This is a genomic window from Thermogemmatispora sp., assembly GCF_042408735.1.
Taxonomy (GTDB): domain Bacteria; phylum Chloroflexota; class Ktedonobacteria; order Ktedonobacterales; family Ktedonobacteraceae; genus Thermogemmatispora.
Map to the genome: position 1 here is coordinate 57,140 of NZ_JBHOQV010000123.1, position 23,991 is coordinate 81,130.

Below are 23,991 nucleotides of genomic sequence, written 5' to 3' on the forward strand. Positions count from 1 at the left end.
CCGCCGGGCAACGAGTGACGGCGGTCTCTTTTTTATCGCCTGCTTGCCACCAGGAGCAATCTCAACCCTCATGTGGGCGGTCAGAAAACCCTCCGGGGAGGACAGGCCGCCTTCGATCTGCCCGGAGCCGGGTGCAGCGCGCCGCCCAGAGGGACGGCCTGGACTCTTCTCTCGCCGCTTTCCCGAAAGACGACTTTCCTACCTGGCAGGCTTGCTGAGAGGACTGCTACGGCCTGGCAGGCTTGTTTTTCCTGCCGATGGGAAAGCTGCTGTCTGCTCTCGGCTCCGTCGATCCTGCCTCCCGATCAAGTGTTGAACTCTATCCTGCTCCCGAGGGCCTTGCTGGTCAAAGCGCAATACTGTCTACCTGCTTCACGATTCCTACAGAATATGGTATCTTGTAGAAGCAAGCTTATAAGCGTTCTTCTCTTTTCCTGGTGGAATGAGAGGGAGAGCTTCATTCGTGGTTGCTTCAAGGGATTCTTCTGGCAGGCGGACTACTGGCGCTTCGATCTGACAAGGAGGCAGAAGGAGAGTGAAGAAATCTGGTGACTACATTGGACGCTATCGCCTGCTGAGCTGCTTGCGGCAGACTTCTCAGTCTCTCTTCTACCTTGTGGAACATGGGGAGGTCCCTGGCACCCTCTATGCCCTGCAGCTCTGGCCAGAGATCGCTCTGCAATCGAGATCCGCATATATCGAATTTATTGAATGGATGAAGGCGCTGGCCAGCCTGCGTGACCAGGCGATTGTGCCGGTCTTTGAAGGGGATCTGGTCGAGGATCATCCTTATCTTGTGCAGGGGTGCGAGGTCATCACGAGGAGTGAAACGCTGTCGCTGCGGCTGGCGCGCGGCGACAGAGAGCCTTTGTCGGGCGCTCAAGCGCGGGAGCTGATCGAGTGGGTGGGCAGGGGACTGGCGGCCGCGCACGGGCTTGACCTGTTGCACGGCCAGCTCTCGCCGCAGTGGATCTTGCTGACCGCTGACGGGCGGACTCTGCTGAGTGGTCTGAAGCCCCCCTTTGCTCCTCCTGACCAGGATGACCCAGACTGCCTTCCTCCCGAAGGCCGACCCAGCAAGCGCGGCGATCAATATGCTCTGGCCAGGCTGGTACAGCGGATCCTGGCCGCAACCACCCAGCAGGTCTCCGAGCTGGGCCTCAACCTCGCCGCGCTGGAGCCTGCGACCGATCCTGATCCCCAGCGACGCTTCGCCTCGGTGCGGGCTTTTCTGCGGGCCCTTGGCTATGAACTATCCCTTGTGGAGAGTCCGCTGGAGCGATGGGAGCGACCTGGCGAGACGAGAGCGGAGGAGGAAAAGGGCGAGCAGCCTCGGGCCGCGGCCCAGGGGCAGCCAGTGCTGCCGCTCACACCCTTCCCGGAGGGGAGTCTGGCCTCTGAGATTGTTGCTCCTCTCCCAACGGCCAGCAGCTCTGCACCGCTGACACCAGCTTTCCCACTGACACCTGTGACACCGCTGCCCGTCCCAGTGTCTGAGTCGCCTTCGCCGGGCGCGGCGCCACAAAGCCTCAGCGGCGACGAGGGAGGTCCGGGCCAGGCCACGCTCCAGGTGGGGCCCATGCCGGTCGCCGCGCGCAAGACAAAGAAACTGCTGGAGACACGTCTATCTTCTTTCTCTCCCAGGAGCCGCAAGATAGCTCTGGGGGCCGTCATTTCGGGCGTCCTTATTCTGCTACTCATCCTGGGTGGAGTATGGCTCTATGGCCTCTTGCCGGCCACCGCAGCAACCGTGACCATCGCTCCCGTGCGTCAGCAAGTCGTGCAATCCTATAATTTCAGTCGCGGGCAGAACGACGATTTTGCCAATCGCCAGGCAGCGACGCGCCTGCTCAGCTATACCACCCCTCGGCGCTCTAAAACGGTCCAGAGCAGCATCGCTCACGCCAATATTCCGGCCACCCATGCTCACGGCCAACTGGTCTTCTCCTCTGTGAGCCGCGATATCCCGCCCGATGAGCCGCTCTTGCTGCGGGCCAACAATGGGCTGCTCGTTGCTGTCATCAACCACGGCCTGATCAGTGCCCAGGGATCGACTACCGTCGATGCTATTGTCGAGCAGGCCGGCAGCCAGGGCAACATTCCCGCGCATTTCCTGGACGGCTACTATCAGTACAGTGGCAGCGTCACCTATCCCAGCTTCATCGCCTATGTCTCTAACCCGGCTCCCTTCACGGGCGGCGCTGACGCTTACAATGGGCCGGAGGTGGCCCAACAGGATATCGATAATGCCCAGCAAGATCTGACCCAGCAGCTTTGGCAGGAGGCCAGGCAGCATCTGCAAGCCCAACTGCAGCCCGGCGAGGATTTTCTCAGCCTGGGCGGCGATGCGCTTGATTGCTCAACTCAGATGCAGGCTAACCATCGGGCTGGCGACCGCAGTGGCAACGTCACAGTGACCGGACAGTTAAGTTGTGAGGCTGTGGCCTATGATGCCCAGGCGCTTGTTCGTTGGCTAGAGCAGGACCTGCAGCAGCGGATAGCTCACAGTCTGGGCGCCCATTTTGAGCGAGTCGGGGAGCTGCAAACCGCGGCCTCACTGGGACTGATCCAGGCGCCGCAGTTTCTCGTGATTGCCAGCGGCCAGTGGGTGTTACAGCTCGATGCTGCTGGAAGACAGGCCGTAGCGCAGGCCATCGCTGGCCTCTCGCAGGAGGAGGCGCGCGCCATCCTCCTCAAGCGCTTCCATGCTCGGACCAGGAGCCTGCAACTTGCCCCCCTCTGGGGCAAACATTTACCGGCCAGTGCCAGCGCTATTACGGTCATCGGGCTGCCTTCCCTGCCGCCAGGCTCCTAGAGGGCAGGGGAAGCAGCGCGCTCGCGCTGGCTGGCCCTGGCTGCGCCTGGCTGCGGGCCTGGCGAGGGTAAAGAGCGTGGCCTGAAGCCAACGGAGAGAGATGGGTTGGGGCTGGCCTGTCGGCAGGGCTTGTCTGGCAGCGGTGTCTTGCTCTTCTCTTCCCAGGCTCGCTGCCGTCTGATCTGTGATGGCTAACGCGGATCTGGCGTATCTCCACAGAGAAACGTTTGTATGGCCAGGGCCGCGCAGACAGGCAAGAAGGAGGAAGCAGCGCCAGATGGGCACTCCTGGCTTATCTCCTATCAGAGGAGCCAGTTCTGTTCTGGTGACTTCCCCCTGCCAGCGGGCAGGGGCGTTCTGGCCGCCTGTCGTTAGAACCCCGAAGGCGGGGCTTCCGAGGCTCAACGCGGACGCTTCCGCGGCCTGGAGGACGAAGAGCATGATTCAGCCAGAAGAGTTTGTCCAGGTCAGTGAGGCCGCCAGGAGACTGCGAGAGAACATTGGGCAGGTCATTGTCGGCAAAGAGGAGGTCATCGATCTCTTGCTGGTGGCCCTTCTGTGTGAGGGCCACGTCCTCTTTGAAGACGTGCCGGGCACCGGCAAAACTACTTTAGCCAGGGCTCTGGCCCGCTCGCTAGCCTGCTCTTTCCAGCGCATCCAGTTCACGCCTGATCTGCTGCCCTCCGATATCACTGGGACCACCTTTTTCAATCAGAAACAGGGGACGTTCGAATTTCGTCCCGGCCCCTTGCTGACCCAGATTGTCCTGGCCGACGAAATCAACCGCGCCACGCCGCGCACTCAAGCCGCCTTACTGGAGGCGATGGAGGAGCGTCAGATCAGCGTCGAACGCGAGACCATCGTCCTGCCTCGCCCTTTTATGGTGCTGGCTACCCAGAATCCCGTCGAGCTGGAAGGAACCTTTCCTTTGCCAGAGGCTCAGCTCGACCGCTTCTTTATGCGCCTGCGTCTCGACTATCCCTCGGCGGAGGAAGAGCGCCAGATCCTGCGCCGCTTTCGCCAGCGACAGCCTCTGAGCGAGCTGCAGCCCGTGCTCAACGCTGAGCAGCTCGCTCGCTTCCAGCAGCTCGTTCGCGCAGTGGAGATTGAGGAGAGCGTTGAGAGCTACCTCATTGAGCTGGTGCGAGCGACCAGACGGCACGAGGCCGTCGCCCTGGGCGCCAGCCCACGCGGTACCCTGGCCCTCTACCGGGCCGCTCAGGCCCTGGCGGCCATAGGCGGACGCCCCTATGTGCTGCCCGATGATATCAAGCGCCTGGCGATTCCCGTGCTGGCTCATCGTCTGATCCCAACCGATCAGGCCAGCCTGCGTGGCCAGTCGTTGGAGACGATCGTGCTCTCGATCTTGGAAAGCCTGCCGGTGCCAGTAGAGCCATGAAACGCGGTTGGTACGCTCTTGCACTCATCCTCTTAGTGCTCAGTCTTTTCTTTCGGCAGATGGTGCTCATCATCGGCTGTTCACTTCTTTTAGTAGTTCTTCTATTAATAGATATATGGAGTACTTTCTGTCTGACGAACCTGAGCTACAGGCGCTGTTTTAGCCAGCGACGGGCCAGTTTTGGAGAAGAGATCCTGCTGACCCAGGTGCTTGAGAACGCCAAGCTACTGCCGCTACCCTGGGTCGAAGTCAGCGATCGAGTGCCTCTAGCCCTGGTCTTTCGTGGTCTCAGCCCTCATCTTGTTCCTGATGGGAGGCGAGTCATCATCGAAAGCCTCTTTAGCCCGCGCTGGTACGAGCGCATCACGCGCAGCTATCGAGTGCGCTGTCTGGCGCGGGGAGTGCACGCTTTCGGCCCTGCGCTTCTGCGCAGCGGCGACCTTTTCGGCTTTGTCAGCCGGCAGCAAGAACTGGACGACCGCGAGCAGCTTCTTGTCTATCCGCCGATTGTCCCGCTGACGCAGCTCGGCCTGGAGGCGCGCCATCCCTTTGGCGGGCGACGCATGCCGCAGCGCCTGCTGGAAGACCCCACCCGGGTCGGTGGCATTCGTGACTATCGCCCGGGTGACGAGCTGAGGCGAGTGCACTGGAAGGCCACGGCGCGGGTCAGGCGTCTGCAGAGCAAGATCTACGACGCGAGCGCCACCCACACGCTGGTGCTCTTCCTGAACATGTCGTCGCACCTCTCCGCACACGAGCTGGAACCGGCTCAGGAACTGAAGGAGCTAGCCATCTGTGTGGCGGCCTCGGTGGCCGACTGGGCTTTCAAAGCGGGCTACGCCGTTGGCCTCTACTGCAATGGCATGCTCTCCGGCCTGGAAGGCGGCGAGGTACTACCGGGGGGAGTAGTCGGGCAGCCTGAGCAACGGCAGAGAGAACCACGGGGGCAGCCGCCAGCGAGCATTATTCGTTTTCCTCCGGCCAGCGGTGCCCGGCAGCGTCAGCGCATCCTGGAAGCCCTTGCGCGTGCCGAGCCGTACTACGGCGAGCCTATCGAGGCGGTCATCGGTGCCGAGCGGGCGCGCCTGCCCTTTGGGTCCACGGCTATCCTGGTGACCAGCACCGTCAATGAGGCCCTGCTCATGGCCCTGAAGCGCCTCCAGAGCGCTGGTCACTCTCCCTGTCTACTCTGCGTTGGTCAGGTTCCCATAGCCAGGATGCCCGGCATCCTGGTGCAGCACATCGGAGGGGCAGGAACCTGGCGAGCCATTCTCGACTCCTTTGAGCAAGGGCGTGGCGCTCCCAGCTCTGCTTAGCCGGCTCCGATCGCGGCTGCTACCTTCCCCGCTGGCTTGATGCGGGGGCCTCGAGATCCCTGGCATACCAGGCGGTGGCGGCCCTGCTCTACCGAGGCGACCGGCTCCACCAGTCCCAGCCAGGCAGGTGGCTCAGACGGGCGGCCAGAGCTTGCTCGACAGCATCAGCTACAGGCCAGCGCGGCTGCAAACGCCTGGCTGGCGTATTGACAGCCAGCACGAGACCGCAGCGTTCCAAAAAGGCCGCTGTCTCGCCTCCCACCTTGAAGGTCATCAGGCAGCCTTCCGCTGGGTTACTGGACGAGGCAAAATGCACTCGCCCAACCGCGCCGACGGCTCTCCAATCGAAGTCAGCGAGAGCATGCTGAGCGTCAACGCAGGCCGGATCAAGCGTGACCTGCTGGCCATCGATGAAGAGCGCTGAGCTGAGGGATGGACCGGTGAAGGGCTGCGCCTGCCAGCGGGAGCCAGTCCAGATGACGTTGAAAGCGAGTGGAATCGCCTCGGGGGCGAGGCTGTAGAGGCCAGGTGGCTGATGCTGCGCAATGGGCAAACCGTCGTAACGAACGATCTCCCACGAAAGGGTCGTCAGGGCCACAACGTGCCAGCCGTTCCCTGCCAGGCGCAGGCTGGGGAGGGAAGCAGGCTGCCACTGCCAGGCAGGGATCGTACAGAGCTGCAAACAGTTCTCCTCACGCAGCGGGCAATCACCGCTCTCGCCGTAGGGGGTGCCCGTCTGGCAGGCCAGGTAACTGGCCCGCCTTCCGCTCAGGTCGATCATCAGCTGCAGCCGGAGCGTTGCCCGCAGCCGCTGGCCCGATCTGACGACTCCTATATAGCCAGGCTGGTCAAGATCGATATAGCGCTCACCTGGCTCAAGGGATGTGCTCCAGGCTGCCGATTGCCAGGCAGTCCCCAAGGCCGCCAGCAGCGCCTGCTGCTCGCCAGGAAGAAGATCGCTCAGGCGGTCGCGCAGCCAGAGCACCTGAATCCGCTGCCGACCCGGAAGCAGAGCGGTCGAGGTCAGACAGCTATCCTCTGGAGAAGGAGGGACAGAGAGCGTACAGGACTGTTCTTGAAAAGGAGCGGCCTGCCAGCTAATCAAATGGGAACCACGCAGAAGCTGCAGGGGAGCGGCGAAGGTGAGGACCGACCTCTGGTTCAGAGGCTGCCCATCAACGGCCACGCGCGTCCAGGGAAGATCGACGCTCAGGTAGTAGGAAGCGCTATTGACGCTCGCTGTTCCCTGCGTAGAGGAGGCCAGCCGCCAGAGGTGCTGAGCAATCTCCCCCACAGGGAAGAGGTGCCAGAGCAGGAGCGCCGTCGCAAGCGCCGCCAATAAGGCTGCCAGCCCTGGCCGGCGGGACCCGCCAGGCAGAATCGCTGTCTGGGGACGCAACCGACGGGCGCCCGGAAGCGGCAGAAAGGCTGGCTCATCAGCTATCGTCTCCGCTGGCTCTCCCTCTTCTAGAGACGCTCCTGAAGGTTGCTCGCGCGGATTGGACGGCTCGTCCTGGTGCATGGGTCTCTTGGGAAAGCGCGCCTCGAACCAGAGCCAGTGGCGCGCAAGTCGGATCGCGGCAAGGCCATAACCCGGCGCTCAAGCGAGCGGACAGGGGAGGAGTTGAGCGCGGACATTAGGGCCAGGCCATCGGACCACAAACGCCTTCTCTGCGTAGCCTATTATAGCACTGGATGAGTGCGGCATTTCTGTGGACGTGCCACCAAAATCGCCTTGCCCTCGCGTTTTTGCTGGTGATAAGACCGAGTAGTCTATAGGGTGCCAGGATCAGGTCACACAGTACAGAGGAGAAGCAATAGCCCTGGATAAGGCGAAGGCGTCGCTCAGATCAACGACAGAGACATCGAGCGAGGAAGAAGGGAAAGGGATAGGAAGGTTATGCTTGCATTTCCGCCGAGCGAGAGCTTAATCGGTACCACCCTGGGGAACTACTACCTGGAGCAACTCATTGGACGCAACGAGCTGGGGCCGGTCTTTCTGGGGAGCACCGACGAAGGGAGCACCTATCTGGTGCGCTTCATTCTTGCTCCGCGCGCCCTGGACCCCACGGAGCGAGCGGCCTATCAGGAGCGCTTTCTGCAGGTGGCAGGCGAAGTAGCGGCTCTGCAGCACCGTCACATTCTCCCCCTGGTCGACTATGGCAGCTATCTCGGGGGGTCATACCTGGTGACGCCCAATCTGCCCATGCAGACCCTGATCTCAGCGCTCACCAAGAGCGGGCCGCCCGCCTTGAGTACTATCGGCGACTATCTGGATCAGATCGCGCAGGGCCTGGAATATGCGCATGAACAGGGGATCATCCACCGAAACCTCAGCACGGACTGCATCTTTCTGCTGCGCGACGGGCGCCTTGTCATCGGTGACTTCGGCGTCATGCACCTGCTAGAGCTGGCCGCGCCCGCGGGACAGGGCTATCCCGACTACGGCAGCGGCGAGGGGCGAGCGCCAGAACAACTGCAAGAGCATAGCTGCGGTCCTTACACCGACGTCTATGCCCTGGGAGCCGTTCTCTACCGACTCTTGACCACACATGCGGTCTTTCGGGACAGTTCCCGTGAAGGCGTCTACGCGCAGCACCTGCATGCGCCCGTCACCTCGCTCCGCCGCTGGCGCAGCGATTTGCCCGAGGAATTGGACGGAGTCGTCAGACAGGCAATGGAGAAGGAACCGGCACGACGTTTTCAGCGTCCCAGCGAGCTTGTGGCAGCCTATCGTCGAGCTATCGGCCTGAGCACCACGCCGCTCCGGGAGGGGGCCGAAGGGGCTGCTGACCCAAATCCGGCGGCGGTTTCTCCCGACCAGACAGCTCAAGAGGAGCCGCTGCCAGCATCGTCGGACCAGGCCCGGCGCAGGCGAGGAGCCTTGTGGCGCAGCCTGCTCAGGCGACTCCGCAGCAACCGAAACCGCCAGGGCACCTCCTCACCCAGCTAGTCAGGTGAGCGAAGCCTCCCTCGGGCGAGAATCGTCCTGACCTGGCTCCGTCGACGACGGCCTGCCTTCGCGAATAGCGGCGGCCTCCTCGCGTGGCTCCGCCTTGCCGTACTTCTCCTGCACGTAACGGATCTCCCGCTCAAAGATACGGCGCACGATCGCCACGGCACAGGCATAGGTCGAATCCATGCCGAAGTACGAGAGGCTGCCGGCTCCAAGATTCTTGCCACGGGTATAGGGCGTATCCGAGGCATAGTGCAGGATGCCGAGGTCATAAGGCAGGCGCGCAAAGTTAATATTCTCGCCGATGGGGTAGCGCGTCAGATACTGGTCCTCGTAGACCGCGTTGAGGTAGGGGCCGCTCTCCATCTCCACCACAGTGTAGTTGGCGCTATAGTAGAAATCGAAGTACTGGCGGTTCTGGAGAAAGGTCCCCTTGCCGGAGACAGCTTTTTGATTATCGAGCACCGAGCCATAGATCAGATATGGCTGAACATCTTGAGCGGAGAAGCAATTGTCAAGCCAATAGGTATTCTGGCTGTGCTCATCCAGCACCACGTTCGAGATCATCACATCGCCGATGCTGCCATTGAGGGTAGCCGCCTTGCCCAGGATATAGATCCCCAGGATGGTCGCAGTATTCTCCATGATCTCGCGCAGCATGCGGTAGGCGGCCATTCCCAGCGGATAATCGATATTCAGGATAATGGCCTTGCTCTTGGCCAGCAGGTCCATACCGGGCATGCGGCAGCGCGGATCAACGTCGGTCGGGTGGAGGCGGGCCAGCTCGAAGATCTGAGCATCGATCTCCAGTCCGTGGCGAGCGCCGACATGCCAGATCCCGCGCTCCTGCTCCTCTGCGATGCGCTGGCGCATCGCCTCCTGGCCCTGGGGGGTGCGGGCCCACTCGCGGGCGGCAAAGTAGAGGAAATTCTGCCAATTGCCGGGGACTTCGCCAGACTGTAGCTTGCGGCACTCCTTAGCCAGGTACTGATCCTGGCCGCTGAGGGCGAAGTCGATCAGCTCGGCCTCGCGTCGCAGCACCGAGCCAGAGGTCAGATTGACCAGGCTATGGGTATTGCTCGAGACAAAGTAGACCGGGCGCTCGCGCAGACCCAGCGAGTCGAGCAGGCGCTCGACTGGGGCCCACCATTTGCGCGTGGCGCGCACGAAACCGACGTGGGAGCCGCCGAGCATGCGCAGAGTGAAACTCTTGCGCTGGCGCCCGATGATAAGCAGATTTTCCCACAGGCGGTCCCCCCAGACCACTTCCAGGCGGCGCCAGTCGTCGGCGGCGATATGCAGGCGTTGGCGCAGCACGCGGGTGATCTCCGCAAAGACCGGTGACGAGCGGTCCATCCGGGTCGAGAGCAGCTGGATCGTGGTCGGATCGGCGTTAATCAGGTAGTAGAGCTTGTTCCACTCGATCTGGAAGGCCACCAGAATAGGGACAATATCGTCAGTATCGCTGACGCTGGCGACGTAGACCGCCAGCGTCTCTTTGCCATCGTAGAACCACTTGCGGCGGCGGGCGGGCGCTGTCACCGCCTGCCAGCGATCAACCTGGAAGCCCTGTTTCAGAAAAACCTCTTCGGACTGCCCGAGCAGGACGTGAGTGCAGTAGAGGATGGCCGAGGGCAGGCGCAGAGCGCTGTAGATGAGGGCTGACATATCGGGGTAAGGCGAGCGGGCATCGGGATGCAGGCTGGAGTCAATATTGTAGTGGGCCTGAACAAGGGCCTTCAGGCTCACTTCTCCCGAGCTGCGCAGGAGCGTATTGTAGGTCCGAATGTAGAGTTCAACATCGCGTTTCCCCGCCTCATGTCGCCCCTCGCCGCGCTCTACCATATATTCTTCGCTGCTCTCCCGCGCGACCTCCTCCTGCAGACGCTCACTATCTTCTTCCTCATTCAGGAATTCCTCGATGCGCTCGCGTGGCTCAAAGGCATCGGGATCGGGGATACGGCGTGAGGGTGTTGGCTTCTTCCTTGGCATAGGCTCGGTCCTCTTCTTCTTCTCTCCTCTGCTGCGCTGCTGACAAGCCGATCTGAGCAATGCCTGTTCATTCGTTGTTTTCTGGTAATTATAACCTATGCTGTCCACTGACTGGCTGGCTGGCTGGGGAGGTGCCAGGCCCGCTCTCTGCTCTGGCTGGGCTGAGCCTGGCCTTACCGGCCTGCTTCCAGCGATGGCTTACGCAGGACAACGATATACTGGTGGGCGATGTTGGGTACGTAGGCGTTGGGATAGCCGTAGGGACGCAGGCGGGTGCCGGCCTGATACCAGATGATTTCCCCTTTGGGAATGAAGCCTTGCTGGCGAGCGCGTCGGGCCAGATCCACATGCGTAAAAATATATTCCCCGTGTTGATAGGCGTTGCGCACGATCACAACCATATACTTGCGCGGCTTCAGGACGCGGAAGCACTGGGCAAAGACCTGTTCCATTGCCTCCAGGTAGGCCTCGTAGCTGGCCAGATTGGCAAGGTCGCGCGGGTCATCCGAGCGCATATAGTAGTCGGTGCGCCGGTTGGGGAAGGTGGCGGCGTAGCGCCCGTTGCTCATGGTCTGCGTGAGATGGATGTTGTAGGGGGGATCGGTGGCAATAAAGTCGAAGGAGTGGTCAGCAAAGTTCTGCATCACCTGCAGGCAGTCGCCCTGGATCAAGGTCTGAGGCTGCAGTGAGTCACGGTGCTCGCTGAGGATGCGCTCGTAAATCTCTACCCAGCGCGGGTTGATTTCAATGCCCACAGCTCGGCGTGGCTTCTTACAGATGGAGGCGCCGATAAGGGTGCCGCCGACGCCGGCAAACGGATCCAGCACACATTCGCCAGGCTTGGTAAAAAACTCGATGAGCTGACTCATGAGCTGCGGCGGCTTGTTGGCGCCGTGGGCTTTGCGCAGATCATGCCCGTACACAGAGGGATAGTTGGTGATGAGTACGCTTTTGGTGAAATAGAGCCACTCCGCCCCTGTCAGCTCGTTTAATGTGTTTTTCTGCGAGACGCTCTCGGTATCCACATCACCCTCCCGTTGGTATCATCGTTGCTGGGCGCGGGGCTATTCTCTCGCTTGCGGAGCAGGTTACTGCTCTGATTTTGGTCCGCTCCTGCGTTCTCCTGTGGGAGGCGTTACCAACAACGTCGGTTGCCCCATTGACCGACGTTTCCCCCTGGTAGCGTCTCCTTGCTCTTCTTCCTTCGCCTGGCTATCTATGCCCAGCCAGCGGGTGTGACTCTCTTCCTTCCTCTAGCGCGCGCCGGTCCAGATCAACAGGTCGTCTGGACCAGGTACCGGCTCGGCTGCCTCGGCCTGCTCTGGGGGCGGGGCTGGCTGAGAGCGAGGGCGGCGCCATTCGCAGCGGACCTGGCCCTCGCGCAGCAGGCGTCGAATATTAGCATCGTGTTCGGCCTGGGTGAATTGGCCAAAGGTGCTGCTGATAAGCTGCTGGCGCAGATCTGGCCAGCGCCGGCTGCGCAGGGCGCGCCCTGTCTGGAGTGTGCGCTGATAGAGCTGCTCGCGGGCGGCGGCGAGCCGTTCCTCGCGCCGAACCTGAAACCAGGCGCTGGCCAGCAGGTCCGCCTGGCTCTGCTCCTCAAGGCGACGCCAGTAGCTGCAAACGGCGTCGTTCATGGCCAGCAAGCTATCCTGCCGCCGCGTGGCGAAGAGCAGGGTATAGGGGGCTACCTCGAGACGGGCCGGGCCGCTGGTTCGCGGCAGAGTAAGGCGCTGAGCCAGGGGGAAGTGGCGCTGGAGTTGGGATAACAGGAGATCGAGCAATTCGGCGAGCGCCTCCGGTGAGAGCGACGCCCCCTCATCGCGTGGCACCAGGGTCCGCCAGCGATCGCTGCGCAGCAGGTTGAGCAAAGCGGCGGCCTGCTGCTCATGGCGTCGGGCAGCTCGCAGGCGGCTCTCCAGTTGGCGATGCATGATCAGTAAGCAGAGTTCCGTTGGAGCGGCGCGTTGCCAGAGCGGTTCCAGGTCTTCGGAGCGCAAAAGGGCCGGTGCCAGCGGGTTGAGGGCGAAAACCGCCGGTGCCTGGTCAAGGACCTGAAGGACGGCCGGAGCGGCCTCGGGCCAGCTCGCGGCCACCAGGCCACCTTCCCGTGGAATAGCTGGCTGTGGGCTGTGGCTACTGGAGCTGGCATCAGCGCGCGTGGAGCCGCGCCCGCCGGCTGGGCCTGTCAAGACCAGCCCGTAGAGGGCGAACGGGCGCCCTTCGGCGAGCAGGCTCGTCTGAAGCTCGCTCAGGGGTTGTAGCCAGGGATGCGACGCCTGGGCCTGGGACTGGGCACGCCGCTTGCTGCCGGAGCGCCCGCGCCCGCCAGGGGCTTCCTCTTCGCTGGCCTCGTTCCTGGCCGTGGCCTGCTCTCCTCGCGCTGGCTCGCCGCCAAGGGCATCGATCCAGTAGCAACGTCGATAGAGCGGATTCTGCCGTAGTGCCCGGCAATAGCCGGCGAGGTATTCCCTCTGGAGCCAGAGGCGCAGAGAGTTCAGCAGATCTCCTTGCCTGACAGTGCGGGCGCGAGCCCCCGCACGTGTTGCCACCTGGGAGTATTCTTGATCGACATCTGCCCACAGATCATGCATGGTGAACCTATTCTACCACAGGCAGAGGCAGATACGTAAGCAATAACGCTGCCGGTCCAGGTCAAAGCAAAGGCTTTGAGCTGCCAGCCCGAAAGTGGCCTCTTGCTTGCCTGCTCACAATCGGCGAGCGCGAGCGCTGCTGGGACGCCGGAGGGGCAGACCCAGCACCTGAATGCTCGACGGCTGGTAGGGAGCCGTACGTCCCTTCCATTCGGCTCCGCGCCTGCTTAGGGAGAGGCGCACCGCATCGAGCATGAGCAAACCGAAGGCAACCCACCCCACAGGAGCTAAGAGCGAGCTGACGACCGGCAGACCATGCTCACGTTCGATGCAGTGACGGGCCTTGATTTGCAGAGCCAGCGTCACCAGCGCTGGGAGCAGCCCGCGCGGCGGGCGCTTTCCACCGTTTCCAGGGAGGAGCCGGCGCAGACTTATCAAGACCGTCAGCGTCGGTATGAGGCCGTAGCAGATCAGTCCCAGGCCGGCGCCAAGGCACAGCCAGGGGGCTGAGGCCGTCACCGAGTAAACGCTCTTGCGCCAGCCACGCCAGGCGCTGCGCCAGGTCGTCCACTGCTCATTAAAGACCAGGCCCCGCCCATCGACAAAGTCCTCGCGGCACCCTCGACGTTTAAGAAACTGCGCCAGGCCCACATCGTCGCCAAAGCTGGCGCGCAGCTCGGGTGCGCTATAGCCTCCGCTGGATTCATAGGCTTGCCGACGGACCAGCAGATACTGACCAACGGCCAGCGCCCGGCTCGGATGCCTTTGCGCGCGCATCTCCCCAGGGGTGGCGAATTGGGTCATCAACACGGCCCCGGCGGGCGTCAGCAGGCGGGAGCCGGCGCCCACAAGGCGCGCATCCGTTAGCATCGACAGGAAGTCGAGTCGCTGAGATAGGGCATGGGCCATCATCCGCCTCAGCGCCTCGGGCGCGTGACGCGTGTCGGCATCCGTAAAGAGCAGCCAGTCGCCGCTGGCGAGCCTGGCGCCGCTGTGGAGGGCATGGGCCTTGCCGGCCCAGCCGGCGGGTAGCTCCTCGATGCGATGAACCCGCAGGCGAGCGTTGCGCTGCTGCCAGATCGCCAGCAGGGCCGGGGTAGCGTCCGTTGAGCCGTCATCGATCGCCAGCACCTCGAAGTCGGGATAATCCTGGGCCAGCAAGGAGGCCAGGCAAGGACCGAGGTGCTGCTCTTCGTTGCGCATTGGCACGACGATCGAAACGCGGGGCGCTGGCTCCGGCAGAGCAGCCTCAACGGGTGGCTGCGTCTCCCTGATGGTGCGTCGAACGCGCCAGAGCTGCCAGCCGGCTCCCAGAGCGGTCAGGCACAGATAGGCGCTGTGTAGCCAGAAGAGAAGACGAGAATGTTTCCCCATTGCAAAATCCTACCAGGTAGTGCGTGCAGAGGCCAGGCCCTGCAACCGTCCCCCGGCCTGCACGGAGGCGCTCAAGCGCTTTGCCCATAAAAGCCAACGGGTGGATGGCGCGGTGCTGTGGTGGCGCCATACGCCCTTTCCAGGTAGCGCCACGTCCTCCTAGCACGAGCCGTGTTGTGTCGAGCATCAGCAGGCCAAAGGTGGCCCATCCCACGGGAGCCGTCAGCGACCAGGCGAAGGGAAGGCGATACTCGCGCTCAAAGCGCCGCTTGGTATCGATCTGCCAGAAGAGGGCCAGGGCGGCCAGTCCGCTGGTCAGCAGCGAGCCAGGGGATGGTCGGGAAGACACTTGGCGTCGCCTCCTTCGAGCGTGCCACCACTGGCGCAGGAGCGTGAAAGGTGGCAGCAGGCCATAGAGGATCAGGGCCAGACCCAAGACCACGCCCAGCAAGGGGCTACTGGCAACCAGGCCGTAGTTGCTTTTGCGCATCCCTTCCCAGGCGCTCTTCCAGGTGGTCCACTGATCGTTGAAGACCAGTCCCCGCTCGGCCACAATGTCTTCACGGCAGCCATGGCGTTTCAGGTACCAGGCCAGCGTAATATCATCCGAGAAGGTCGAGCGCAGCTCGGGAGCACTGTAGCCCCCGCAGGCCAGATAGGCGGAACGCCGCACCAGCAGATACTGGCCGACCGCCAACACGCGTGTCGGCTGGCGCGGATCACGCATCTCGCCCGGCGTTGCCAGCATGGCCAGCAGGGTTGCGCCGATCGCCGTGAGCAGGCGGGCGGCGGCACCAGGCAGACGAGTATCAGTAAAGAGGGTCAGGAGGTCGAGGCGATGAGCGAGTGCATGGGCTACAGCACGGCGCAGGGTCTGAGGAGCATGGCGCGTATCGGCATCGGTAAAAAGCAGCCACTCCCCCTCAGTAAGCAGTACACCGGTGTGGAGAGCATGGGCCTTGCCAGCCCAGCCGGCGGGCAGCTCTTCGACGCGATAGACCCGCAAGCGCGGATCACGCCTTTGCCAGGCTGCCAGATGGGTGGGAGTGGCATCGGTCGAGCCGTCGTCGATCACCATGACCTCGAAGTTGGGATAATCTTGGGCCAGCAGGGAGGCGAGGCAGTCGTCGATGTGCGCCTCCTCGTTGCGCACGGGCAGGATAATCGTGACGTGAGGGGCTGGCTCTGGCAGCGGAGCCTCATCGAGGGTGACCAGCTCCTGGATGCCTTTCTTGATGCGATGACGCTGCCAGAAGGCGACAACAGTGATGAATAGTAAGAAAAACAGTTGTAGCTGCATAAAGAACTGCGAGAGCTTCATGCTAGACACCTCGCCGCTGCGATGCGCATCCGTGAAACAGAGGGGCCGTTGGTGCGGCCCTGGGCAATCGTCTGCTCGCAGGCCGCGACCAGACCCTGGGGCTGGAAACGTCTACCGGTCTCGGCCTTGCAGGTCTGGTGCGGCTCCACGGAGCCTGGTTTTGCTCCCTTTTCTCTTTCCTTCTCTTCGAGATTACGAATTTGTTACAGCAACGGCAACACACTGGCTTTGGTCAGACGTGGAGCGCGGCGGCCTTTCCAGTCGGCTCCCTGGCCGTTGAGGGCCAGGCGCATCGTATCGAGCAGCAGCAGGCCGAAGGCCGTACTGGCGAAGGGGGCCATCAATGCCCAGCGTGCCGGCAGGCCGAAGGCCTGGCCGAAGCGCCGCTTACTGTCGATCTGCAGACAGAGGGCCAGCAGAGCGAGCAAGGCCGAGAGGCGTTCCTGACGCAGGCGTCCGGGTCGTAGGGCCTCGCGCAGAGTCAGAAGCGGTGCCAGGCCATAGTAGACCAGGAAGCCGCCTCCGACGAGGCCGAGCAGCGGATAGGGAGCCAGTTTCCCGTAGGCTCCCTTGCGCAGGCCGCGCCAGGCGCTGCGCCAGGTCGTCCATTGAACGTTTTTCACCAGGCCGCAGCCGCCGACGATATCCTCGCGCCAGCCCTGGCGCTTGAAGACCTGGGCAATGCCCATGTCCTCAGTAAAGGAAGCGCGTACCTCGGGGGCCGCGAAGCCGCCCGTGGCCTCGTAAGCCTCGCGTCTCACCAGAATATACTGGCCAAAGGCAAAGGCCTGGCGCCGATGGGCGGCACTGCGGATCTCACCCGGCGTAATCAGTACCGTCAGCAGCAGGCCCGTCATGGGCGTGAGCAGACGCGCCGCCAGACCAAGGATCTGCATTTCGGTGAACATCGAGAGCAGATCAAGGCGGTGGGCGATAGCGTGGGCCACCATGCGACGCAGGGTCTGGGGAGCGTGACGGGTATCGGCATCGGTAAAGAGCAGCCACTCCCCGCTGGCCAGAGTGGCCCCAGTGTGGAGGGCATGAGCCTTGCCAGCCCAGCCGGGGGGCAGCTCCTCGATGCGATGAACCCGCAGGCGCGGGTCGCGCTGCTGCCAGCCTGCCAGACGGGCGGGAGTGGCATCGGTTGAACCATCGTCGACCACGATGACTTCGAAGTCAGGGTAATCTTGGGCCAACAGCGAGGCGAGACAGCCATCGATATTCTCCTGCTCGTTGCGTACAGGCAGGATAATCGAGACCCGCGGCGCCGGTTGGGGCAGGCGCCGCGGGAGAGGCCTGGCTGTCTCACGAATCGCCTTCTGAATGCGGTAATCCTGCCAGAGTCCCAGCAGCACGCTGACACCGAGCAGGAGTGTGCGCAGAGCGCCCAGGAAGCGCGTCACGTTCTGCATACCTCTATGATTCCGCCTTTTGTCTAAAGAATTGAGCAAGCAAGCATGCTGTTTTTTTGGGTGCAGCCAGGGCCCTGGAGAGCAGAGGCCCTGGACAAGGAAGCGTAGGACGAACAGAAGAAAGCGGGCGAGCCAGGCGGCTGCAGCTAGATCGGAAGGGGACCTTGTGGGCGCGAGGTAGGTGGGGATGAGGCAGCCGCAGAAAGTAGCTGCACCTGCTCCTCAACGGCGCGCCGCATCTGCTCGGCGGAAGCGAAATCTTTGCGGTAGAGCGCGCGACCGAAGCGCACGGTCACCCGCCAGCGCTGGCGTCGCCCGCCCTCGCGGGCATAGGCCAGGCCAGCCGGCACGACAGCCACCTGGGTGCGGCCATCGCGTTCCGCCAGCTCGACTAGCTTGACAAAGCCCGGGCGAAACGGCAGGAACTGCTCCAGATCCGCCTTCGGCGAGGGATGCGGGTCAATATTGGGATAGGCTTCAGGGAAAATCACCAGCACCTCGCCGGCTCGCAGCAGGCTGACAGCGCGCGTAGCCATCTGCCGCATGTAGCGCCGGACCTCGCGCGGACTATAGGCGCGCGGTTCGGTATTGCCCGGCTGCTCACGAAACTGCTCGCTGCGCAGCACAACGAGCCAGTCGACCAGCGAACAACCTAGCTCGATAGCGAAGCGCAGGCGCTTTGAGCGCAGCCAGTCGAGGGCTACCACCGTATGCAGGCGGCGCGGAAGGGCCCGCAGCAGGGCATAGCCATCGTAAAAGTAGTGAAAGTGGCGAGCGGCGATCAAGATCGGACCCTTGCGCGGCACCTGCTCTAGCCCCTCGACACGGATGCGAACCGCCCAGTGCGAGATCGCGCGGGCGCCAGCGCGCATCAGCAGCCAGGTCGACTGGCTTAGGGCGCGACGCCCCGGATGCCGGGGCTGTGGATGCGCCTGCTCGCGCGGAAAGACCACCAACGACTCCGGTACCAGAACGAAGACCGCCGTTAACAGCAGAGGCGACCAGAGGCCACTGCCCAGATTGAGGGCCATCACAAAGCCTGTGTTCGCCGTGTAGACGGCAAAGGGCAGCCAGATCGCCAGGTGATGGGCATCGAGGTTGGATCGCCACAGCCAGCGGCTAACCGCCATCAGGAGCAAACAGTTGCCGATCCACAGGAAGAGATTGCCCACGGGCAGACCGTAGGCGCTGCTGTAGCCCTCGAGAAGACCGCTAACGCTGGCGAAATGGCCACTCACCATGACAGCGTTCAGCGCCAGATCCCAGACTGTCAGAAAGTAGGTGCCGAGCACCAGCGACCAGAGCGTCTGCCGCTCCAACCCAAGTCGGTCCGTCAGCTTGCTTGCCAGCAAGTAGGATGTGAAGCCCATATAGAACCATGAGAGCGGGAGCGGGTAGGGGACAATACCGGCCAGCTTCGGACCTGGGAAGGCGGAGAAGGAGGCGGTGCTCAAAGGGACACCCCACAGGCTGAGCAGGCTCACGGCAATCGAGATCAGGACGGAGGCGGCGAAAAAGATCAGGGTGCGCCGCACGTCGATGCAGAGCAGGCCGAAGAGCAGCATGGTGGCCGCTCCGAAGAGGATGTGTAGGGAGCCGGCCCAGTGCAGGGCAAACTGGAAGATACGCACTCCAAGCGGGCTGCTGTTCCACAGCTCAGGATGAGGCAGGATGATGAGAAGGCCACCCAGGGCGAAGACAAGCGCCGCCAGGTGGCAGATGAAGAGCAATTTCACAACTCTCATTTGGCAAGGCTACCTCCACGAACACGGACAGTCGGGCGGCATCCGGCGCGAACTCTTCTACATTCTATAACCTCCAGCCTTCCTTCGACTAGTGCTCGCTTGCTTGGGCCTTGCTGCTGCTCGCTTAGCGATTCTGCTCTTCTAAAGCTCGCATCACCTCCTCAGCGAGGCTTTCCGAGGGGGAGCCGTTCTCTTTCACTCGTGAGTGAAAGACACAGGTCTGGCCGCATTTGAACTGCACGCGAATTAAGCGGGCAACGTATCCCTCGCGCTGCAGGGGCTGCTCCTCCTGCTGTTCAATCGTCCCCAGGCCGAGGGCGGGGTGGATGAGGGGATCGCCATCCTGGTATGCTTGCTGGAACATTTCGTGAAAAGCCACTTCCCAGGAGAGGATGCTGAAGTAGAAGGAGCGGCGGTCGCCGATCTGCTCGCCCGGCTCCGGCTGGTCCAGAGTGCCAGCGGCGATGGCGTAGAGCTGGCGGGCGATCGTGAGCAGAAACTGCTGGTCCTGGACGCGGCTCTTGAGGTCCAACGGGATGGCCTGAAGGCCATGGAAGGCTCCCAGCAGGCTCCCCAGGAAGAGGGCGATGGTATCGGTATCGCTGCCGAAGGTATTCACGGCGACGGTGAGGCCCTGCTGAGGATGCTGAAGATATCTCAGGAAAAGATAAATGGCCACGCAGACCGTTGCGAGACCAGATCCTCTGGTCGCGGGTTCGAGGGCACCCGCGAAGGCATAGTAGTCTTTAGGGTCGCGCGCCAGAAACTCGGGAATGTGTTTCAGATAACCCACGGCCTCGCGCAGGGCATGGCGATAGAGCTGACTGAAGCGCAGCTCCTTATTCAGGAGGCCCTGATCCCAGGTGTAGATCCAGCGTTGCAGGCGTGCATCGTCCTGCATGACCCGGGGTATCTGGCGCAGGCCGTCGAGAATGCACTCGATCAGGCGAGCAGGAGGCGGCGGAGCCGACAGAGTGAGGGAGCAGTGAACGGCCAGACCAAAGAGGATGGTTCCCAGGATAGCGCGCGGGTGGCCATGAGTGATGATGGCATTGTAGAAGGAGTCCCGAATGAGGGCTGTCGTATCATGGACATGGGCCAGGGCGATCGGCAGGTTGCGCATAGCAGCCCCGTTGGCTCCAGCCTGTCGGTAGTCAAGATCGCCCTGTCGGTAAAAGTTGTTGAGCCAGCCCGCTCTGCGGGCAAGTAACTTGCGGGCCGCAGTCTTGACGGTCTTCCCGCCACCGCGCTCGTACTGTAGCCAGAGGGGCAGCTCGACGTAAGCGAAGTAATCCGGTACAAAGTGGCCTCTCTCATCGATCGAGCGCGCTACAGCCAGCATCAGCTGCGTATCATCGGAGTACTCGCCGGGGCTGATCGAATCTTCGTAGCCCCACCATTTTCCGCCAACGCGCTTTTTCCAGCTAACAAAGGTCTTCAGCGGAAGCTGGAAAGGATAGCGGTGTTTTGCTGGCCTCAGGGACTCGGTCGGCCAGCCTAGAGCATCGCCGATGGCGCCATAGAGCAGAGCGGCCTCAAAACGCTCAAGCGGTGGCAGGCTCTCTTTCCGAGGTGGACGCTGACCCGCCGGTTCCTCGCCGAAGAGATGTAGTTGCATGGCTCTCTACCTGATTATGTGCTGAGATCGAACAGATAGGAGGCTCTTCTCACCTGATCGAGATAACACTCCAATAAGTATGTGCCAGGCTGCAATCTCTCAGTTGGTATGCTGTACTCGATGTCCAGAAAGGGGCGAAAGGCAGGCCCATAAAGCTGCCTCCGCTCTTTCCAGACCGGACCCCTGGCGGGCTGGTCCAGGCAGGAGAGCATCAGGGAGTTTACTATTGGCGTTAGTGTCGGTAAAAATCACTCCTTGTAATGCTGCTACCTCTGGAGAAATGCAGAGATAACAAAGATGCCTTCTTCTTTTAACATGGTAGGCCATTGGCGTGTAAGGAGTAAAACTTAAAGAAACTTTGTCCCAATTATTATTTTTTTCTGTCGAGCCAGAGGGAACGATTGTCTCCACCGCAATCTACACTATCTAAAATCCCATGTAGCGATAATAATGCTTTGGAGTATAACGAGCCTGCTTTGCAGATAGAGGGGAGATTATTGACGGAGGTGAAATGGTAGAGCCTGCTGATCTCCTCTTTGCGAAGACGGGCCAGAATAGCATCCGCGTCGGGATGGCGGGGGAGTGCCTCCATAGTCTGCTTGCCTTCTAGTTACTGACTGCTCTCTCATTATCTTTATCTAGCCATGTCCTGGTAGCCTCTCTCTCATTATACTCGATGCCTATAAATCTACAGCTTTGGAGCCATAAATAGCGATGAGGGAAGAAGCGGTCTCTATCGCTGCGTTGCGGCTTCTTCCCTCGGATGGCCTTGTTGCGGAGTGGAGGTCTTTCCCCACGAAGACGAGCTAGGGCTGTCCCAGCAGCTCGCGTGCGCGCCAGCGAGCGATGGCCTCGATGATCAGCTCATGCTCGACCGCCTTGACGCGCTCGTGGAGCGTCTCCTCGCTATCGCCCTCCAGCACCGGCACCTCGGCCCGACAGAGCACTGGGCCGGCGTCGACGGCGGGCGTGACGTAGTGGACAGTGCTTCCCGTGACTTTGACCCCGGCTTCCAGGGCCTGACGGATGGCATGGAGGCCGCGAAAGGCCGGAATCGCGCTGCCATCGCTGGCGATGTGCACATTGGCGCTGGGGTCATCGGGCAGCAGTGCCGGATGTAGATTGATCACCCGGCGCGGGAAGCGCTCCAGAAAACCGGCGCTCAGGATGCGCATCCAGCCTGCCAGCACCACCAGGTCGACGCGGAACAGCTCTAGCAGAGCCGCCAGGCGCTGCTCGCTCTCCTCAGGCTCACGCCACGGCAGGTAGAGGGCGGGCAGGCGATGCTGAAGGGCGCGCTGCAGCCCCGCCGCGCTGGCCACATTGCTCACCACCAGCGCGATCTCAGCCGCGGGCAGGCGTCCACTGGCGCAAGCCTCGATGATGGCCTGCAGATTGGTTCCGCTGCCAGAGATCAGAACCCCCAGGCGCAGGTGAGGCAGGGCCTGTTCCCTCGAAAGGCTTTCTCGCTGGCTAACGTCGGCTCTAGGCACCGGCTCCACCATGACTGCGCACCTCGGCATCGGCGCGCTCCAGCTCGGCAGCAAAGCGCTCGCGATAGGTGGCCAGACGCCGGGCAAGGTCCTGATCAAAGAGGGCCAGCATCTTGGCCGCCAGCAGGGCCGCCCCATCCGGCTCAAGAATCGTCGGCGAAGCGATGCCCGAAGGCAAGCGCAGCGACGAAAGGACGTCCATCCCAGCGAAGCGATCGCTGTAGGGCGGACAGGCAATCACCGGAAAGCGCGTGTTAGCATCCACCACTGCCGACAGGGCGTTGGAGCGCCCGGCAATCGTAATATAGACAATGGGGTCGCTGCTCCCCTCATAGCTCTCCAGAATCTCCAGCAAGCGGCGCGTGGCCTTATGAGCCGAGCAGACGCGCAGCTCGTAGGCCAGGTTCAGCTCCTGCAGCGTCTTAACGATGCTCTCGGCGTGGCCACGATCGCCTTTGCTTCCCATGATGATTACAACTTTAGCTGCCATTGCGCCTGAAAATCTCCTTTGACAAGGAATATTCCAAAAGTAGGCTCAGAATAATGCCGTTGAGGCGAAGAGGCTGCGGCTGTCAGGCGCGCAGCCCACGTTTGGCAATATCGCGACGGTAGTGCATGCCCTCGAAATGGATCAGGCGAGCTGCCTCGTAGGCGCGCTCCACAGCTTCGGCCAGCGTTTCCCCGTAAGCGGCCACGCTGAGAACGCGCCCACCCGCGGTCACCAGCTTCCCGTCGCGCAGGGCTGTACCGGCGTGGAAGACCTGCACCTGCTCCAGGCGCCCTGCCTCCTGCAGCCCCTGAATCGGCAAACCGGTGCGGTAGCTGCCGGGATAGCCGCCTGAAGCCAGCGTCAGGCTAACTGCGTACCCCGGGCGCCAGAGAGTGGCGCCTGCCAGGCGCTCAGGGGCTTGCAGCAGATCGAGCAGATCTGCCTCCAGCAGAAGCATCATTGCCTGTGTCTCGGGATCGCCGAAGCGCACATTGTGCTCCAGCACCATTGGCCCGCGCTCGGTCAGCATGATATTTGAATAGAGGACGCCCGAGAAAGGCACGCCGCGCTCTTGCAGCGCGCGCAGCGTGGGCGCGATGATGCGCTCATGGACGGCTTGCTCCGCCTCAGCGCTCACGAAAGGCAACGGGGCATAGGCGCCCATACCGCCCGTATTGAGGCCCTCATCGTTGTCCAGAGCGCGCTTATGATCCTGCGTCAGAACCAGTGGAACAAAGCTGGTGCCGTTGCAGATAGCTGTCGAGCCGATCTCATCTCCCTGCAGATAATCCTCAATCACCACCACCTCGCCGGCGCTGCCGAAGACCCGCTCGACCATCATCTGCCGCACCGCGGTCCGCGCGGTCTCCAGGTCGAGGGCCACGATCGCTCCTTTGCCCGCCGCGTTGCCATCGGCCTTAACAACGACGGGAGCGCCGTGCTCCTCCAGATAGGCGAAGGCGGCGGCGGGATCGCGGAAGCTTCGGTGCCGGGCGGTAGGGATCCCTGCCTCCTCCATTAGCTCCTTGGCAAAAGCCTTGCTGCCTTCCAGCATAGCCCCGGCGCGTGTCGGCCCGAAGATCGGCAGGCCCCGCGCCTGAAAGAGGTCGACGATGCCGGCGATCAGGGGCGCCTCGGGACCAACCACGGTCAGCTCCACTGCCTGGCGCTCAGCGAAGTCGGCCAAACGCTCCAGCTCATCCAGGCCGATGGGCAGGCATTCCGCCAGGTCCGCCAGGCCCGGATTGCCAGGAGCGGCCCAAAGCCTGGTCACGCGCCTGCTCTGGGCCAGCTTCCAAACCAGAGCATGCTCGCGTGCTCCCGAACCGATTACCAGTACACGCATGGTCAGTAGCTCCTCCTTATACCCCTCACTCCGTGCCCTTTGCCTTTGCTCTGTGACCCTGGGCATCAGGAGCGCAAGAGACAGCTGTTGCCCCAGATCCTTCCATCAGGGACTGGTCTCC

At 62.4% G+C, this 23,991-nt stretch carries 17 protein-coding genes; 4 read left to right on the top strand and 13 right to left on the bottom strand.

Annotated elements, in window-relative coordinates; translation table 11 throughout:
- The first annotated feature begins 535 nt into the window (after positions 1-535).
- The 3 genes from ACFMO7_RS11280 to ACFMO7_RS11290 all read left to right on the top strand — a co-directional run bounded on the left by ACFMO7_RS11280 (position 536) and on the right by ACFMO7_RS11290 (position 5,530).
- The gene (locus tag ACFMO7_RS11280; protein WP_376795582.1) at positions 536-2,815 is read left to right on the top strand and encodes a hypothetical protein; all 2,280 of its coding nucleotides are present in this window, start codon (positions 536-538) and stop codon (positions 2,813-2,815) included.
- 439 nt (positions 2,816-3,254) lie between these two features.
- Positions 3,255-4,214 (top strand): AAA family ATPase, encoded by a 960-nt coding sequence (locus tag ACFMO7_RS11285; RefSeq protein WP_376795583.1) that lies wholly within the window; start codon positions 3,255-3,257, stop codon positions 4,212-4,214.
- Positions 4,211-5,530, top strand: a complete 1,320-nt coding sequence (locus tag ACFMO7_RS11290; RefSeq protein ID WP_376795584.1) for a DUF58 domain-containing protein — start codon at positions 4,211-4,213, stop codon at positions 5,528-5,530. Before ACFMO7_RS11285 ends, ACFMO7_RS11290 begins: the two co-directional genes overlap by 4 nt.
- An 88-nt stretch (positions 5,531-5,618) precedes the next feature.
- Here the strand turns inward: ACFMO7_RS11290 and ACFMO7_RS11295 are convergent, their stop codons facing one another.
- A complete protein-coding gene (locus ACFMO7_RS11295; RefSeq protein WP_376795585.1) occupies positions 5,619-7,052 on the bottom strand; it encodes a hypothetical protein in 1,434 nt (477 codons plus the stop codon).
- Positions 7,053-7,430: 378 nt separating this feature from the next.
- Here ACFMO7_RS11295 and ACFMO7_RS11300 point away from each other — a divergent pair, with 378 nt between their 5' ends.
- Complete coding sequence (locus tag ACFMO7_RS11300) at positions 7,431-8,483, top strand: serine/threonine protein kinase (RefSeq protein WP_376795586.1); 1,053 nt, start codon at positions 7,431-7,433, stop codon at positions 8,481-8,483.
- Here ACFMO7_RS11300 and ACFMO7_RS11305 read toward each other — a convergent pair whose 3' ends face one another.
- From ACFMO7_RS11305 to purD, 12 genes are all read right to left on the bottom strand, one after another.
- A complete protein-coding gene (locus ACFMO7_RS11305) occupies positions 8,484-10,478 on the bottom strand; it encodes a DUF6909 family protein (protein WP_376795587.1) in 1,995 nt (664 codons plus the stop codon). It abuts the gene before it with no gap.
- Positions 10,479-10,651: 173 nt separating this feature from the next.
- Positions 10,652-11,503: a DNA methyltransferase gene (locus tag ACFMO7_RS11310; protein WP_376795588.1), complete on the bottom strand. Its 852-nt coding sequence runs from the start codon at positions 11,501-11,503 to the stop codon at positions 10,652-10,654.
- A 228-nt stretch (positions 11,504-11,731) separates the two neighbouring features.
- Positions 11,732-13,030: a hypothetical protein gene (locus ACFMO7_RS11315; RefSeq protein ID WP_376795589.1), complete on the bottom strand. Its 1,299-nt coding sequence runs from the start codon at positions 13,028-13,030 to the stop codon at positions 11,732-11,734.
- A gap of 156 nt (positions 13,031-13,186) precedes the next feature.
- Positions 13,187-14,401 (bottom strand): glycosyltransferase, encoded by a 1,215-nt coding sequence (locus ACFMO7_RS11320; RefSeq protein ID WP_376795611.1) that lies wholly within the window; start codon positions 14,399-14,401, stop codon positions 13,187-13,189.
- On the bottom strand, positions 14,322-15,767 hold the full coding sequence (locus tag ACFMO7_RS11325) for a glycosyltransferase (protein WP_376795590.1): 1,446 nt from the start codon (positions 15,765-15,767) through the stop codon (positions 14,322-14,324). Before ACFMO7_RS11325 ends, ACFMO7_RS11320 begins: the two co-directional genes overlap by 80 nt.
- 203 nt (positions 15,768-15,970) lie before the next feature.
- Positions 15,971-17,179, bottom strand: a complete 1,209-nt coding sequence (locus tag ACFMO7_RS11330) for a glycosyltransferase (RefSeq protein WP_376795591.1) — start codon at positions 17,177-17,179, stop codon at positions 15,971-15,973.
- A gap of 146 nt (positions 17,180-17,325) precedes the next feature.
- Entirely contained in the window at positions 17,326-18,924 is a 1,599-nt protein-coding gene (locus ACFMO7_RS11335) for a carotenoid biosynthesis protein (protein WP_376795592.1), read from the bottom strand.
- A gap of 124 nt (positions 18,925-19,048) precedes the next feature.
- Complete coding sequence (locus ACFMO7_RS11340; RefSeq protein WP_376795593.1) at positions 19,049-20,542, bottom strand: ADP-ribosylglycohydrolase family protein; 1,494 nt, start codon at positions 20,540-20,542, stop codon at positions 19,049-19,051.
- A gap of 99 nt (positions 20,543-20,641) precedes the next feature.
- Positions 20,642-20,953, bottom strand: a complete 312-nt coding sequence (locus ACFMO7_RS11345) for a DarT ssDNA thymidine ADP-ribosyltransferase family protein (RefSeq protein ID WP_376795594.1) — start codon at positions 20,951-20,953, stop codon at positions 20,642-20,644.
- Positions 20,954-21,348: 395 nt separating this feature from the next.
- Positions 21,349-22,065, bottom strand: a complete 717-nt coding sequence (locus ACFMO7_RS11350; protein ID WP_376795595.1) for a phosphoribosylglycinamide formyltransferase — start codon at positions 22,063-22,065, stop codon at positions 21,349-21,351.
- The gene (locus ACFMO7_RS11355) at positions 22,028-22,525 is read right to left on the bottom strand and encodes an AIR carboxylase family protein (protein WP_376795596.1); all 498 of its coding nucleotides are present in this window, start codon (positions 22,523-22,525) and stop codon (positions 22,028-22,030) included. Before ACFMO7_RS11355 ends, ACFMO7_RS11350 begins: the two co-directional genes overlap by 38 nt.
- Before the next feature lie 82 nt (positions 22,526-22,607).
- Positions 22,608-23,870 carry a phosphoribosylamine--glycine ligase gene (gene purD, locus ACFMO7_RS11360; RefSeq protein ID WP_376795597.1) on the bottom strand — a complete coding sequence of 421 codons (1,263 nt, stop codon included), beginning with the start codon at positions 23,868-23,870 and terminating at the stop codon, positions 22,608-22,610.
- Between the last annotated feature and the right edge of the window lie 121 nt (positions 23,871-23,991).

What these genes read in the sequence shown, in the direction of transcription:
- ACFMO7_RS11285 (WP_376795583.1), top strand. Translation starts at nt 3,255, where the DNA reads ATGATTCAGCCAGAAGAGTTTGTCCAGGTCAGTGAGGCCGCCAGGAGA.
- purD (WP_376795597.1), bottom strand. Translation starts at nt 23,870, where the DNA reads ATGCGTGTACTGGTAATCGGTTCGGGAGCACGCGAGCATGCTCTGGTT.
- ACFMO7_RS11290 (WP_376795584.1), top strand. Translation starts at nt 4,211, where the DNA reads ATGAAACGCGGTTGGTACGCTCTTGCACTCATCCTCTTAGTGCTCAGT.
- ACFMO7_RS11340 (WP_376795593.1), bottom strand. Translation starts at nt 20,542, where the DNA reads ATGCAACTACATCTCTTCGGCGAGGAACCGGCGGGTCAGCGTCCACCT.
- ACFMO7_RS11305 (WP_376795587.1), bottom strand. Translation starts at nt 10,478, where the DNA reads ATGCCAAGGAAGAAGCCAACACCCTCACGCCGTATCCCCGATCCCGAT.
- ACFMO7_RS11350 (WP_376795595.1), bottom strand. Translation starts at nt 22,065, where the DNA reads ATGCCGAGGTGCGCAGTCATGGTGGAGCCGGTGCCTAGAGCCGACGTT.
- ACFMO7_RS11330 (WP_376795591.1), bottom strand. Translation starts at nt 17,179, where the DNA reads ATGCAGAACGTGACGCGCTTCCTGGGCGCTCTGCGCACACTCCTGCTC.
- ACFMO7_RS11325 (WP_376795590.1), bottom strand. Translation starts at nt 15,767, where the DNA reads ATGAAGCTCTCGCAGTTCTTTATGCAGCTACAACTGTTTTTCTTACTA.
- ACFMO7_RS11295 (WP_376795585.1), bottom strand. Translation starts at nt 7,052, where the DNA reads ATGCACCAGGACGAGCCGTCCAATCCGCGCGAGCAACCTTCAGGAGCG.
- ACFMO7_RS11355 (WP_376795596.1), bottom strand. Translation starts at nt 22,525, where the DNA reads ATGGCAGCTAAAGTTGTAATCATCATGGGAAGCAAAGGCGATCGTGGC.
- ACFMO7_RS11335 (WP_376795592.1), bottom strand. Translation starts at nt 18,924, where the DNA reads ATGAGAGTTGTGAAATTGCTCTTCATCTGCCACCTGGCGGCGCTTGTC.
- ACFMO7_RS11300 (WP_376795586.1), top strand. Translation starts at nt 7,431, where the DNA reads ATGCTTGCATTTCCGCCGAGCGAGAGCTTAATCGGTACCACCCTGGGG.